The organism is Streptomyces sp. NPDC005141 (assembly GCF_053599975.1).
The window spans coordinates 106,585-120,000 of record NZ_JBSFYW010000005.1; the positions used below are offsets into that span (position 1 = coordinate 106,585).

Annotated in this window: 13 protein-coding genes and 2 pseudogenes; 7 read left to right on the forward strand and 8 right to left on the reverse strand. The window is 70.3% G+C overall.

The window, feature by feature from the left end; all coding sequences use genetic code 11:
• The 4 genes and pseudogenes from ACWD68_RS05890 to ACWD68_RS05905 all read right to left on the reverse strand — a co-directional run.
• Window positions 1-238, reverse strand: a pseudogene (locus ACWD68_RS05890) (SH3 domain-containing protein); the annotation flags it as partial.
• A 72-nt stretch (window positions 239-310) separates the two neighbouring features.
• Window positions 311-1,594, reverse strand: coding sequence for an ATP-binding protein (locus ACWD68_RS05895; RefSeq protein WP_451805243.1), 1,284 nt, complete (start codon window positions 1,592-1,594; stop codon window positions 311-313).
• An 8-nt stretch (window positions 1,595-1,602) separates the two neighbouring features.
• Window positions 1,603-2,412, reverse strand: coding sequence for a hypothetical protein (locus ACWD68_RS05900; protein ID WP_451805244.1), 810 nt, complete (start codon window positions 2,410-2,412; stop codon window positions 1,603-1,605).
• A 220-nt stretch (window positions 2,413-2,632) separates the two neighbouring features.
• Window positions 2,633-3,139, reverse strand: coding sequence for a protein-tyrosine phosphatase family protein (locus tag ACWD68_RS05905; RefSeq protein ID WP_451805245.1), 507 nt, complete (start codon window positions 3,137-3,139; stop codon window positions 2,633-2,635).
• A 99-nt stretch (window positions 3,140-3,238) separates the two neighbouring features.
• Between ACWD68_RS05905 and ACWD68_RS05910 the strand changes: the two genes are divergently transcribed.
• Window positions 3,239-4,042 (forward strand): nuclease-related domain-containing protein, encoded by an 804-nt coding sequence (locus tag ACWD68_RS05910; protein WP_451805246.1) that lies wholly within the window; start codon window positions 3,239-3,241, stop codon window positions 4,040-4,042.
• 39 nt (window positions 4,043-4,081) lie between these two features.
• Here ACWD68_RS05910 and ligD read toward each other — a convergent pair whose 3' ends face one another.
• Window positions 4,082-4,963: a non-homologous end-joining DNA ligase gene (gene ligD, locus ACWD68_RS05915; protein WP_451805247.1), complete on the reverse strand. Its 882-nt coding sequence runs from the start codon at window positions 4,961-4,963 to the stop codon at window positions 4,082-4,084.
• A 62-nt stretch (window positions 4,964-5,025) separates the two neighbouring features.
• On the opposite strand from ligD, the gene ku reads away from it, so the two are divergent.
• Together ku and ACWD68_RS05925 are read left to right on the forward strand one after the other, a co-directional pair.
• The gene (ku, locus tag ACWD68_RS05920) at window positions 5,026-6,174 is read left to right on the forward strand and encodes a non-homologous end joining protein Ku (RefSeq protein WP_451805248.1); all 1,149 of its coding nucleotides are present in this window, start codon (window positions 5,026-5,028) and stop codon (window positions 6,172-6,174) included.
• A 294-nt stretch (window positions 6,175-6,468) separates the two neighbouring features.
• A complete protein-coding gene (locus ACWD68_RS05925) occupies window positions 6,469-7,338 on the forward strand; it encodes a PhzF family phenazine biosynthesis protein (RefSeq protein WP_451805249.1) in 870 nt (289 codons plus the stop codon).
• 148 nt (window positions 7,339-7,486) lie between these two features.
• On the opposite strand, the gene ACWD68_RS05930 is transcribed toward ACWD68_RS05925, so the two are convergent.
• Window positions 7,487-7,696, reverse strand: coding sequence for a hypothetical protein (locus tag ACWD68_RS05930; protein WP_451805250.1), 210 nt, complete (start codon window positions 7,694-7,696; stop codon window positions 7,487-7,489).
• Between the two features lie 260 nt (window positions 7,697-7,956).
• On the opposite strand from ACWD68_RS05930, the gene ACWD68_RS05935 reads away from it, so the two are divergent.
• From ACWD68_RS05935 to ACWD68_RS05945, 3 genes are all read left to right on the forward strand, one after another.
• Window positions 7,957-8,742, forward strand: a complete 786-nt coding sequence (locus ACWD68_RS05935; RefSeq protein ID WP_451805251.1) for a calcium-binding protein — start codon at window positions 7,957-7,959, stop codon at window positions 8,740-8,742.
• Between the two features lie 220 nt (window positions 8,743-8,962).
• Window positions 8,963-9,361 (forward strand): VOC family protein, encoded by a 399-nt coding sequence (locus ACWD68_RS05940; RefSeq protein WP_451805252.1) that lies wholly within the window; start codon window positions 8,963-8,965, stop codon window positions 9,359-9,361.
• 423 nt (window positions 9,362-9,784) lie between these two features.
• Complete coding sequence (locus tag ACWD68_RS05945) at window positions 9,785-9,943, forward strand: hypothetical protein (RefSeq protein WP_451805253.1); 159 nt, start codon at window positions 9,785-9,787, stop codon at window positions 9,941-9,943.
• Window positions 9,944-10,866: 923 nt separating this feature from the next.
• Here the strand turns inward: ACWD68_RS05945 and ACWD68_RS05950 are convergent.
• Both ACWD68_RS05950 and ACWD68_RS05955 read right to left on the reverse strand, forming a co-directional pair.
• On the reverse strand, window positions 10,867-11,748 hold the full coding sequence (locus tag ACWD68_RS05950) for a replication-relaxation family protein (RefSeq protein WP_451805351.1): 882 nt from the start codon (window positions 11,746-11,748) through the stop codon (window positions 10,867-10,869).
• Between the two features lie 366 nt (window positions 11,749-12,114).
• Window positions 12,115-12,870 (reverse strand): GntR family transcriptional regulator, encoded by a 756-nt coding sequence (locus ACWD68_RS05955; RefSeq protein ID WP_451805254.1) that lies wholly within the window; start codon window positions 12,868-12,870, stop codon window positions 12,115-12,117.
• A 78-nt stretch (window positions 12,871-12,948) separates the two neighbouring features.
• Here ACWD68_RS05955 and ACWD68_RS05960 point away from each other — a divergent pair.
• Window positions 12,949-13,227, forward strand: a pseudogene (locus tag ACWD68_RS05960) (hypothetical protein).
• The last annotated feature ends 189 nt before the right edge of the window (window positions 13,228-13,416 follow it).

Here is a 13,416-nt window from a genome sequence, read left to right on the forward strand (position 1 = left end):
GGCCGGTGCCGCCGTCACCGGTGCCCTGCTCGTGGCCGTCGCCGCCGGTGCCGCCGCTGTTCCATGTCTGGCCTCCGCCGTCGTCGCCGCCTCCGCCGCTGTTGCTCCACTCGTGGGTGCCGCCGCTTCCGGAGTCTCCCTCGCCGTCGGCGAGGGCGGGGGTGGCCGCGGCGAGGGCGACGAGGCTGCCGGCGGCGAGCGTTATGCCGATTCGCGTGTACGTGGATCGCAGGGGCATGGGGGGCTCCTCCGGAAAGGGGGGTGAACCTGACTTATCGCCACATTAGGATCGGGAGCCGGAGAGCGCAGTTCACACTCCGCCATCGGAGACGCCGGGCTCCTCCCGCCCGCCCTGAGGGAGCGTCAGCGTCGCGACCGCTCCGCCGTCCGGGGCATTGGTGAACGCCAGGCGCGCCCCCAGGACCTCCGCCTGGCCGAGCGCGATGGTCAGGCCGAGGCCGTGGCCCTTCGAACCGCCCTCGGTGCGGAAGCGCTGCGGCCCGTGCTCCACGAGGTAGTCCGGATAGCCGTCCCCGTGGTCCCGCACGGTGACGACCGGGCCGTCCAGGGTCAGGGCCACCGGCCCCCTGCCGTGCTTGTGGGCGTTGGCCACCAGATTCCCGAGCACCCGCTCCAGGCGGCGCCGGTCGGTCTCGACCCGTGCGCCCCGCACCACCCGGACCGCGGTGTCGGTCCCCGACGCGCGCACCACCCGCTCGGCCAGCGGCACCAACGGCTCCGAGTCCAGCTCCAGACGCTCGCTGCGGGCGTCCAGACGGGAGATCTCCAGAAGGTCCTCCGTGAGGGTGCGCAGCGCGGCCACCCGGTCGCGCACCAGCTCCGTCGGCCGCCCCGGCGGGAGTAGTTCGGCCGCCGCGTGCAGCCCGGTCAGCGGAGTGCGCAGCTCGTGCGCCACGTCCGCGGTGAACCGCTGCTCGCTCAGCAGCTTGCCCTGCAAGGACGACGCCATCGTGTCGAGCGCTCCGGCCACCGCGGCCACCTCGTCCTGCGGACGAGTCGGGTCCTGGGCGCGCGGGTCGTTGACGCGCGCGTCCAGGTCGCCCGCGCTGATCCGGCGCGCCACCCGCGCCGTCGCGTGCAGCCGATGGGTCACCCGTGTCACCGCGAACGCCCCCACCAGCAGTGTCACGCCGATCGCCAGCGCCGACGACCAGACGATCGCCCGGTCCAGCGCGTCGATGGTGTGGGCGCCCTGGGCGTAGTCGTACTGGACGGCCAGCGCGCGTCCCCCGTCGGCGGGCCCGGCCGCCCACATCGTGGGGTGCGTGTCGTGGTCGCCGACCATCGAACCGCGCTTCCCGTCCACCGCCAGCTCCCGCAGCCGCGCGGGCAGTCCGGGAGGGTCGACGCCCGTGCCGGGCGGCAGCCGGTCTCCCGCCTCGTAGGCCGCAGTGATGTCGGTGAGCCGGTCCAGCGCGCGACCGCGCGCCTCGCCGACGGTCTGGTCGGTCACCGAGACATGCACGAGGACGCCCAGCAGGGCGGCGAGACCGCAGCACATCACCGCGATGAACGCGGTCGCCTTCCAGGTCAGGGTGGCGGTCCACCTCGGCAGGCGCAGGGGCTGTCTCATGAGCCGCCTCACGAACCGGTCGCGGACGGGGAGAGCGTGGGGGAGGCGGAGGGGGAGCGGGAGGGGACGGAGGGGGAGCGGGAGGCCGATGGTGCCCGGGTGGGTGAGCCCGGCGGTGTCGGCGATCCGACCCGCAGGATCTCGTCGCGGGCCGCCAGCATCGCGCTCTGGTGCGCGTCCCAGGACCAGACCGTACGGAACTCGTATCCCGGCAGTGTCGAGGGTGAGCGGATGATCACGTCACGGCCCGCGAGCTCCACGCTGACCACGCTGTCCGAGGTGCCCATGACCTGCACCAGCCGGTGGTGCAGGAACGCGTACACGCGTACCGCCAACTGGTGGGCGGGGAACCGGATGCCGAGCACCATGTCGTCCTTCCCGTCGCCCGTGAGGTCGCGGTAGTACGCCTGGAGGACCGGGCACTTCCCGCCCCGCGCGCCCCGCTCCCCGCAGTCCTTGAGCTGCTGGACCGTCTGGGCGTACATCGCGTGCGGCCCGCTGTAGTCGTCCGGATGGGCGGCGACCTCGGCGCGCACCACGGCCACCGGATCGACCTCGTGGATGTCGTCGCCGGGCGCGGTGACGCCCTTGACGGTCTCGGTGTCCGCCTCGCCGTAGTCCATCGCGGGCGTCGAGGCGGGCGGCAGCTGCGGCCACAGTCTCGTCGGGCCGACGGCGGTGGGGGTCGCGCCCGCGCCGCGCGGAGCACCCGAGTCGCCGCAGCCCGACAGGGCCGCCGCCAGCACGGCGGCGACGGTGGCGCCGAGGACGGCGCGTCGGGGTCCGCCCGTCCCGCGCGCGAGGCGGCTGTGGATCACTGCGCTCCTGTGTCCGGGCCGCTCCGTCCGCGGGCGCTGCCGCGCCGCTACCGCACGAGATCGGCGAAGGAAGTGCTGCCGTCGGCGCGGTGGCCGTCCACGAGGGCCCCGCCCCGGGCCATCGGGCACGGCTCGGGACGACCGGCCGTCGCCCCGTGCACCTTATTAACACAGAAGTCCTCTTTGTTCGCCCGGGTCGTCGCCGTGCGCCCGAGCGCTCCTACTCCGCGAGTTCCTCGAGGAGGCGTGCCGTGGTGAGCCCGGCCCGCAGGTACTCCACGAAGAGTTCGTTGTGCAGCGCCCAGGGCGACCGCCGCGCCCTGATCAGCCGTATGGCGTCGTCGGTGGTGTGCCCGGCCAGGACGAGCGCGTGCGCGACGACCAGCCCCGAGCGGTTGTACCCGTGATAGCAGCGGACGAGCACCTGGCGCCCGTCCTCCAGCGCGTCGTCGGCGGCCCGCGCGAGCCGCATGACCCCCGTGAGCTGCGTACCGTCCAGCGGCCCGTCCGGAATCGGCCACACATGGTGCTCGACCCCCGGGTCGGGCCCGTGCCCCGGCAGCCGCAGCAGCGTCAGGACCAGGTCGAACTCATCGCGTACGACGGCGGATTCGAGCTGTCCCGAACGCCCCGCGAACTCGTGGCCGCCCATCCATAGGCCGGGCACGATCTCACTCCACGGGCTGTCCGGGGACGGAACATCCGGATACTTCCTGCGAGTCCGCAACGGCGCCTCCCACCCAACTCCCCCAACTGCTCCCAAAGGTAACCGGGTTCTTGCCCCTGGAGCACCCCGCCTGTTCCCATGGTCATGGGGTGATGGTGCATGAACGGACTGCGCGTCATACCGGCCTGGCGCCACGGACAGGAGCGCTTGTACGTGTGCCTGACCGACGGGAGGAACGTCGCCTGGTACGACCGTGAGGCGGCCCGGGTCAACCTGCTCAGCGAGGACCGGCGCGAGGACGTGCTCGATGTGCTGGGCCCGTTCCTGACCGGCCCGGTGACGGTCGGGCCGCCGCCCGTCCCCACCCAGGCCGAGCTGGCCCGGCTGGCACTCCACCCGGACGACGATCTCGCGCCCAACCGGCCCGGCGAGGCACTGCTGATCGCCCTCGACCGCGACCCGGGCCCTGCGTACCGGCTGCGCCCCGACCCGCGCCGCCGCGCACTCGCCGCCGAGCAGGCCGTCGGAGCGGCCCTCGACCGGCTGGAGGGAGGCGGCTGGCACACCCTGCACTCGATCCCGCTCCCGGGCGGCGACCGCGTCCACCACCTGGCGATCGGCCCCGCCGGCCTCTTCTGCGTCCACGCGCTGTACGCCCGCAAGCAGCGCGTCCGGGTCGGTGACCCGATGGTCTCGGTCGGGCGCCGCGAACCGCACCCGCTGCTCCGTCGGGTCCGCGCGGGCGCCGACCGCGCGTCCCATGCCCTGACGGCCGAGGTCCGCGCCGTCCTCGCCGTGGTCGAACCCGCCGGCCTCGACGCACCGGTTCCACCGCGCGAGGTCCGCGTCCTGCGGGACACCGACCTCGCGGACCTCGCCCGGCTCGGCGGGGTGCTCAAGCCGGCGGACGTGAAGGCCCTGCACGCGATGGCCCGGGACCGGCACACCTGGCTGCGGGTATGAGCCGGACGCGTACGCCCCGCGAGCCCTCCACCGGCGCGTTCAGGGCAGCGGGCTCGCGCGGTCCGGGTCGAACAGCGGGGCCAGCAGGTCGCCGAACTCCCGCACGCGGGATGCGATGTCCGGTGCTCGGAAGACCAGCCGCTCCGGCGTACCGCACGCCTCGACCTCGTCCCACGTCACGGGCGCCGAGACCGTCGGCTCCGCCCGCGCCCTGAGCGTGTAGGGGGTGGCCGTCGTCTTGCGGCCGGCGTTCTGGCTCCAGTCGACGAACACCTTCCCGGGCCGCAGGCTCCGCGTCATCCGGTGCACGACCTGCCGGGGCAGTGCCTTCTCCGCCTCCACGGCCAGCTCCTTCGCGTACGCGCTGACATCGGCGGAGGGGGTCGGCGCGACGGCGGCCAGCAGATGCAGCCCTTTCGACCCAGACGACTTCGCGTACGCCTCGATCCCGTCGCCGGCCAGCCGCTCGCGCAGCCACAGCGCCACCTCGCAGCACTCCACGACCGTCGCCGGCGCCCCCGGATCGAGGTCGAAGACGATCCGGTCGGCGATTCCGGGTGTGCCGATCGTCCACTGCGGCGTGTGGAACTCGGTCACGAGGTTCGCCGCCCACATGAGCGAGGCCAGGTCCTGGACGAGGACCATGCGGGCGGGCCCCTCGGTGCGCGGCACCTCGGCCGTTCTGACCCAGGCGGGCGTACCGGGCGGCACGTTCTTGGTGAAGAAGACCTGTCCGTCCGGCCCGTCGGGATACCGGAGGAAGGAGACCGGCCGGTCCCGCAGATGGGGGAGCAGTACGTCCGCCACGGTGGCGTAGTAGTGCAGCACCTCACCCTTGGTGAAGCCGGTGGCCGGATGGAGGACCTTCTCCAGGTTGGTGAGCGCGAGCCTTCTGCCCTCCACCTCCGTGATCGGCGTCATACGATGAGAATCCCACGGAAAAGGCATGAAAACGGCTCGAAGTGATCGGAAGGGTGCTGCACGTGCGATCCATTTGGAACGGCGCCATCTCCTTCGGCCTGGTCAGCATCCCCATCAAGGTCGTGAACGCCACGGAGAGCCACGCGATCTCCTTCCGCCAGATCCACCTCGACGACGGTGGCCGCATCCGCTATCGCAAGGTCTGCGAGCTGGAGGACAGCGAGGTCTCGACCGCGGAGATCGGCAAGGCCTACGAGGACGCGGACGGCACACTGATCCCGATCACGGACGAGGATCTGGCCTCGCTGCCCATCCCGACGGCCCGGACGATCGAGATCGTGGCCTTCGTCCCGGCGGACCGGATCGACCCGCTCCAGATGGACACGGCGTACTACCTGTCCGCGAACGGCGTGCCGGCCGCCAAGCCGTACGTCCTGCTGCGCGAGGCACTCAAACGCAGCCAGAAGGTCGCCGTGGCGAAGTTCGCGCTGCGCGGGCGGGAGCGGCTCGGCATGCTGCGTGTCGTCGACGACGTCATCGCCATGCACGGCCTGCTCTGGCCGGACGAGATCCGGGCCCCGGACGAGGTCGCCCCGGACGCCGCCGTGACGGTCCGCGACAAGGAACTCGACCTGGCCGACGCCCTGATGGCCACCCTCGGCGAGGTCGACCTCGCGGACCTGCACGACGACTACCGCGAAGCCGTCGAGGAACTCGTCACCGCCAAGGCCGAGGGCCACGAGGCACCCGCCGCCCCCTCCGGGGAGAAGTCCGGCGGAAAGGTGCTGGACCTGATGGCCGCCCTGGAGAAGAGCGTGCGCGCGGCCAAGGAATCGCGGGGCGAGGAGAGCGAGGAGGCCGAGGAGACCACCGGGACCGGTGAGGACGCCGAGTTCACCCACCTGCCGGCCCGCAAGTCCGCCGCCCGCGGATCGGCCCGTACGGCGCCCAAGGAGGTCGGCGGGAAGAAGTCGACGTCCACGGCGAAGAAGGCGGCGGCCAAGAAGACCGCGGCAAAGAAGTCGACGGCGAGGAAGTCGACCGCCAAGACGACTGCCAAGACGGCCGCCAAGACGACTGCCAAGACGACCGACGGTGCCACCGCGAAGTCGACCGGCGGCACGGCCGGCTCCCGGACGTCGGCCAAGAAGACCACCGCCAAGAAGACGACCACGAAGAAGACGGCACCGCGTAAGAGGGCGTCCGCGTAGCGCCCGGAGCCCGGAGCCCGGCGCTCTGCGCTTGGAACCTGGAGCCCCGGAGCCCGGAGCCCGTAACTCGGAAACCTGGAGCCTCGGGCCGGTGCCTTCCGTCGGCACAGGTCCCGGTGGCTGCCCCTTCCCGCTCCAGGAGGGTGCCCACGCTGCGGAGCAGGGTGCGAAGACGGGCCAGAGCATGGTGCGCAGGGCGAACGGGTCGCGCCATGCTGGAGGGGAACCTGCGACGCTACGCTGGAGGGCGACCGGGCCAAGCCACGCCGGGGGCGAACAGTGACAGAGCCGCTCGTGACCCTCGTGCATGCTTGCCTGCGCGACGGCTCGGGCGGCAGCCCCACGGCGGTGGTGCTGGAGGAGGCGCCGTCGAGCCTGAGTGACGCGGAGCGGCGCCGGGTGCCGGTGGAGTCGGGTACGTCGCACGCCGTCTTCGTCCGCGTGCACCCCGGCGAGATCCGCGGACCGACCGTGGACCTGAGATTCTTCACCGCGGAGGGGGAGCTGCCGGCCTGCGGCCACGGAACGGTCGCCGCACTCGCGTACCTCGCGTCGCGCAACGGCGCCCCGGCGTCCTGCCGAGCCACCTTGCGGACATCGACACGCGTCTTCGACGGCTGGTCCGAATCGCGGGGTACCCACTTCGCCGCCGCCTTCGACCCAGGTCCCGTCGACCTGCGCGAACCGACCGGGACCGAACGTGCCCTCGCCCTGTCCGCCCTGGGCCTCGTGCCGGACGAGTCCGGCTCGGACGTGCGCGTGGCCGCGCTCGGCAGGGAACGGCTCCTGGTACCCGTTCCCGACCGCGCGGCCCTCGCCGCGCTGACCCCGGACCTCGACCGACTCCGCGACGCCTGCGACCGCTTCGGCCTGCTGGGTGCGTACGCCTACTCAACGCCGTCGCCCTCCGGCTCCCTGGCGGCCCGCATGTTCGCACCGTCGATCGGCGTCCCGGAGGACATCGCCAACGCCAACAGCAGCGCCTGCCTCGCCGCCCATCTGGCCGGACCGGGCACCGCAGAGCTCACCATCGACATGGGCGACGCACTCGGCAACCCCGCCACGATCACCGCGACGGCCCACTCCTCCGGCCACCGGGGGCAGCGGATCCGACTGGGAGGAACGGCTCGGGTCGACCAGGAGAAGCACGCCTCCAGGATCTGACCGCACGGTCCAGGGCCGGTCGTGACCGACGGGTCGACGGGTCGACAGGACGACCGGGTACCGATCACCCGGCCCGCGAAGGCGAAGTGTGGTCCAGGAGACAGCTGCCTGAGGATCCAGAACCCCTCGGGCGCTACTCAGGCGGTGCTCAGTCGTCACCGCCGCCGCCACCACCGCCACCACTGCCACCGAAGCTGCGTCGGCGCTTGCTGGAGCTGCTCAGCACCTCGCCGACCGTGATCGTCACGACCGCCACGATGTGGACCCATCGGGGGCCACCACCCCTGGCGTCCCGGACCACGCACACGCATGCCGCGATGACGAGCAGCAGAACCCCGAGCAGCACGATGACGGTCATGGATCTCCCCCTGATGGTTCGCGCCTCGATCTTCTCAGTAAGAGGCGGCGCCGGGACCCGCGGTTGCAAAGGGCCTCAGGATGCCTGCTCGTACATCCGCCATCCGTACCTGCCCCTCATCCGTACCTGCCCCTCGCTCACCGCCGCATCGGCAGGCGTGCAGGCCCTGAAACAACCCCGTGGTGAAGCGTTGGCCAACGCCGTACGCTCCGTCTGATCGATCAAGTAACTCCCGCGGAGGGATACTCATGCGCACAACCATGCGCGCAGCCACGCGCCTTGCCCTGCTCGGCACCAGCGTCGCGCTGGTCACCACCGGGATCGGTGCCACCGCCGCCCAGGCGGAGGACGGCGGCGCAGGCGACATCACGATCGACAAGGTCGTCGTCAACGGCGGCAAGCCGGTCGTGGTCGGTACCACCAAGGTGGTGTCCGCCAAGGTCTCGGTGACCGCGTCGGACGATTCGGGCATCGCCGAGACCACGTACATCAGCGCCTTCGGTCCGAAACCGAACTACGCGCAGATCTGGTACGACGACGGCGAGATCACGTGCGTCAAGGCGAGCGCCACCACCTCGACCTGCACGGGCACGCTGACGTTCGACCCGCAGGCCTCGACCGGCTTCGTCGGCAACAGCGCGGCGGCCACCTGGAATCTCGGCACGCTGGTCTCCGCCGATGACTACGACTACATCCACCGGGACGCGGCCACCACGTTCAAGGTGCAGCGTTACTCGCGCCTCACCACGAACGCCTCGCCCGAGCCCGTCAAGAAGGGCAGGACCATCACGGTCACCGGCCTGCTGTCCCGGGCCAACTGGGACACCAACAAGTACATGGGCTACACCCAGCAGAAGGTGACGCTGCAGTACCGCAAGAAGACCTCCAGCACGTACACCGACGTCAAGACGGTCACGTCGTCCTCGACGGGCACCCTGAAGACGACCGTCACCGCGTCCGCGGACGGCTACTTCCGCTACAAGTTCGCCGGCACTTCGACCACCCCGGCCGTGACCTCCACCAGCGACTTCGTGGACGTCCGATAGCCGCGTACCGAGGGCGTCTCGGACGGCTTCCCGAAGCCGTCCGTGGCCTGCGGCCTGTCGCCCATCGGCTTCGGCGAGAGAGCCGATGCCTCACGCGGCACCCCGGCACTCCTCCTGGGAGTCGCCGGGCCGAGGGCGGTCCTCCTCGATCGCATACGGCGTCGGACTCGAGCGCGCGGCCGACGATCGTCTTTCGGATTGCCTACGTACACTGACCGGCATGGCATGCCGCATCAGTGAGTTGGTCATGGACGCCGCCGACCCCGACCGGCTGGCCGCGTTCTGGAGCGAGGTCCTCGGCTACGTCGAACTCGGCCGGGAGGACGACGGAAGCATCGAGATCGGGCCGCCCGACGCCGGCTTCGGCGGCCTGCAGCCCACCCTCATCCTGAGCCCCAGCAGCGCCCCGCGGACCGGGAAGCTCCGACTGCACATCGACGTCAACGCCACCGACCGCGACCAGGACGCCGAGCTGGAACGGCTGCTCGCTCTCGGCGCCAGACCCGCCGACGTCGGCCAGACCGGCACCGAGAACTGGCACGTCCTGGCCGACCCGGAAGGCAACGAATTCTGCCTCCTGCACACCCGGCTCCAGCCCCTCGGACCCCACACACCCTGAGGCCGGGCCACCGGCCGTCCGAGCGAGGCCGAGGCCTGCTCGTCGACGTGAACGTCCGAACTCGTTCTTGAGCAAGCCTTGTTCATAGACAACCGCCTGCGGTTGTCACGACGCCAGCCCCTGGAAATTTGTCCAGGGGCTTAGCTGTCCCCGGAATGACACCAATCGGTAGGGCTCGTGCTGGAGGACGGCTGCGATCTCATCAGCCCCACTGGGCGACGATGGCTTCCTCGACGCTGAAGACCGCAGCGCACTCGGCGCATTGCGCGTCACCGAAGACGCAGGTCACTTTGCGGGCAATGTCCGGCTGGCCGTCTGCGAGGGCGCGGGAGTGGAGCCTTTGGGCCAGCCCGTCCAGCGCCGCGGGGGCCCGAGGTCGCAACGGTACTTGTCCCGCCGCGGCGGAGGACTCCATGGACGTCCGTGGTCGAGAAGAAGCCGCACTCGCCGAAGACGATGAAGTTCTCGGTGCCGCGCGTGGGGCAGGGCACGTCGTACTCCTCGTTGTTGAGCCCCGTCGAACTTCTCGCCCCAGACCTCGATGCCTGGGGACTGAGCAGCGTGCCCAGCCAGTCGACGTGAGTCGTGGAGTCGTCGGCGAGTCCCGGGCCCTGGAGGGCTTCCTCAGTGAGTCGCGCCAGGTCGGCTATCTGGGAACCGTTAGCCACTTGGGGATCGTCACCGCCGTACGGCTGATCCGTGCTCGCGACTCTGGGTACCTGCAGACCCCGACCAGACTCCCGACCGTGAAGGCCCGACCATGGTCACGATGTGGACACAGGCCGGTGGTTGCGTTCGTGGCTGGCCCGACCATGAGCCCAACCGGGGGTCCTTGACAGGGGCTGGGCACCCCTGTTGTGCTCCAGCCATTGCGGCAACGCATCCGGGAGTCGGCCAGCGTCGAGTTGGGAGAGGCTGCCGACAGACCGGTCGTCTGCGGCAGGTGGGTCTTGCGCGCAGCCTCGCCAAGCGTGCAGACCCGAGGGGCCGCCTCCCCAAAGTGCTGAGTTGCTTGCCTATACGGACTGCGCAGGCTCCCGGACGCGTTGCACAGGCGCAGCTGCGGCCGCCGCAAAGCGTTCCGGGTTTGCGCGGCGGCCCCCGAAGCAGGGGGAGACTCCTGGTCGCCCCGACCACGAGGGCGTCCGCGCCAACCCATTGCGCATGCTGCTGTGGCTGACCGACGATATTCGGCGTCCCGTCGCTGACGAAAGCCTGGTCAGCGAACGTTGGAAGCGGGCCAAGGAACTGTCCGGAACATTCGAGGTTGCGCTGTCCAACCCAGCCCGGCGGCTATGCGCGCGAGACATCTGGGCGCCATTGGCTCCCATGCGCAGACCGTTGTGCAGCGTTGGCAGCTGCGCAATGGAGTGCTCGCCTGCGCAAGCAGACTGTGCACAGACCGTGCGGTGCGCAGGTGGTGGGCGGCTGCGCAGTCTGCGGGCCTGCGCAATGCACTGTTTCTCCGCGTCCATGGTTGGGGCATTGCGCAGGCCGTGGTCGGGCTAGGAGCGCCTTGCACCCCTCCAGTCGAGCTTGCGCTCTGGGGCGTGGATGGGGCGCCATACGGGCGCGGAGGGGCTGCGCTCGAGCAGGTGAGTTAACGGGGCCGCCAGGACGGGCACGTCCCGCAGGAAGGTGGACACCCTTGAGTCGTCGGTGATGGCGTGCAGGGCCCGTATGCGATTCTCGATGCCGACGGGGCCAGTGCCGTGCAGGACGAACAGCACCCGGGGAAAGACCGGGTAGAACTGACGCCACCCTTCCATTGCCTCCTGATCGTTGGGGTAGCGGCGCGTTACGGGCGTGGGCGCATAGCGATAGAGGCGGGCGTAGGCGGCGACCTTGGCCGCCAGGCGTTCTGGGCCCATGGTGGCTCGGTCAATCTCCACGAACGCCCGCAACATCGCCCCGTCGGCGCGCCGGTAGTACAGGACTGCATCGGGGATGACGGCCTCACCATGGCCGATCGGGTGGTGGACCTCGGGCACCCAATCCAACGGTTCACACACCTCTCCGCACCGACGAGAGTCCTCAAGGAAGGACAACGCCGTTTCGGTAACCGTCAGGGTGTGGCCGGCGCGCAGCCGGGCAGCGGTGGGATCGGACACCAGGCGCGGCGGGCGACGCCCCCGCAACTCCGGCCACTCCAAGGCAACCCGCACCCCGAACTCGCTGGGAAACCAGGCCCGTAGCCGTCCAGCCTGCGGCAGCGTGATTCGCTCAACGAGCCCTTCAACGCGCAACTTGGCCAACCGACGACGGGTCTGTTCGATCCGTACCTCAGGCGCCAACACCCGGTGCATCTGCTCGGTCGTCGCCATCCGATACTGCAGCAGCACCGCGAGCGCTAATCGATCCCCGTCCAAAGCATCCGCAACAATCATCGCCACGATCCCCTTTCATTCGATCTCGCGCCCACCTGGGTTGGTGGCGCGCATGGGGACTACGGCATCAGGCAACCCTGACCAAACCATCGACCACCAATGCCTTGGCCTGTCACATGGCGATAACTCCTCCGACAAACTGTCCGTGGACGGGGCTGATATCCCCGCTGTCGGCGCACCGTTGCTCCACGATGCTCGGTGGCACAACCGCAGGTCACCAACTCTGCTGGGGAGTGGTCGGTAGGCCGACATCCCTGTAGGAGCGCTGCCCCCGGTAGAAGAAAGGAGTGAGGGAGGAGTAGGGCGGGTCAGCGCATGCGTGCACGATACGAGCCGAGGTCGCATGGCCCGCTCGGAGCCGTCTCGCTAACGATTGACGGGGATCTCGTAGACGATCTCGCAGTGCGCTGCGGGCACCACAATGTCCGCGGTCTCGATGGGCCGCCCTTGGTCGCTGTAGTACGTCCGCCGAATGTGCGTAACGAGCGCAGCTTTCTGGATGCCGAGCAGTGACGCCTCTTCGGCGGTCGCCTGCCGCGGCTCCGGCTGCTCCACGGCGTGGCTGACGGTGACACCGATCGCGGCCATGCGGTTCACGACGCCCGCCCCGGCGTGCGGCCCTCCCTCGGGGAGGACGACAAGGGTGCCGGCGGTGAGGTCGTACGGCTCCCAACTCGTCGACAGCTGTACGGGCCTGCCGTCCGCCAGGAACTCGTACACCGTCCGAACGCACAGCTCGCCCTCGGCGACGCCGAGCCGGGCCGCGATCTCCGCTGGGGCCGGTACCTTGGCGTCGGTCCGGCTCTCCCAGCCGCCTTGTCTGCCCAGCGCCTTCATGTCCGTGCGGAACGGGGACCCTTGGGGCTGTTCGCGCGCCGACGAACGGACCACCCGCACCCGCTTCCGGGGTTCGGCGACGTACGTACCCGATCCGGCGCGTCCCTCCAGCACTCTTTGGGAGATCAGCAACTCCTGAGCCCTGCGCACCACGTTCTCGCCCACCCCGAATTCCTGGCCGATCTGGGCACGGGACGGGAGGCGGTCCCCCGGCTCCCATACGTGCTCCGCGATCCGCCGCCGGAGTTCGTCGGCGATACGGAGATAGGGCGGCTGCTCAGGCATGTGGAAAATCTAGTCCACTAGCTCTAATCTAATTAACTAGCTTTACGTAAAGTGATTGCCGGTGACGGAGGCTGCCCTGTGCCGGCTTCGGGAGTTAGCGCGGCGGCCCTCGCTGCCCGGCTGTCTGCCCTCGGGCTCCCCGTGCGCTTGGAGGAGCACGCCTTACACACGTCAGTCGAAGCGGAGGTGCCGGAATCGTTCTCCGCCGAGTCATGGCGGGAGGTCCTGGAAGTGGTGCGGAGGCCGATCGGTTCGGGCTCCTCGCCACCAGCCTGAAACGGCCGCACCCTCTGGGCGGTCGTACGCAAAACGGTCCCCACGACGGGCGATGTCGGGGGACCGGGCCATCAGCTATAGGAGCTGACCAGCGTGCTCAACCGTATCCGCCGCGCCGTATCCCTCACCAGGGCGCGTCACTCCGCAAAAGGCAGGCACCGCCGCCCCTTAACGCCCGTCCGTCCGCCGAGCGCTTCCGCTTTCCCTGTGTCCGCTGACGCGTTGACGGTCATCCTCGGCAGGGCTTCCACCGACGCGGACCGCCGTCAC

Coding starts and splice junctions, on each gene's coding strand:
- ACWD68_RS05895 (WP_451805243.1), bottom strand. CDS start 1,594: ATGAGACAGCCCCTGCGCCTGCCGAGGTGGACCGCCACCCTGACCTGG.
- ACWD68_RS05910 (WP_451805246.1), top strand. CDS start 3,239: ATGAACGGACTGCGCGTCATACCGGCCTGGCGCCACGGACAGGAGCGC.
- ligD (WP_451805247.1), bottom strand. CDS start 4,963: ATGACGCCGATCACGGAGGTGGAGGGCAGAAGGCTCGCGCTCACCAAC.
- ACWD68_RS05930 (WP_451805250.1), bottom strand. CDS start 7,696: ATGACCGTCATCGTGCTGCTCGGGGTTCTGCTGCTCGTCATCGCGGCA.
- ACWD68_RS05935 (WP_451805251.1), top strand. CDS start 7,957: ATGCGCGCAGCCACGCGCCTTGCCCTGCTCGGCACCAGCGTCGCGCTG.
- ACWD68_RS05940 (WP_451805252.1), top strand. CDS start 8,963: ATGGCATGCCGCATCAGTGAGTTGGTCATGGACGCCGCCGACCCCGAC.
- ACWD68_RS05950 (WP_451805351.1), bottom strand. CDS start 11,748: ATGATTGTTGCGGATGCTTTGGACGGGGATCGATTAGCGCTCGCGGTG.
- ACWD68_RS05955 (WP_451805254.1), bottom strand. CDS start 12,870: ATGCCTGAGCAGCCGCCCTATCTCCGTATCGCCGACGAACTCCGGCGG.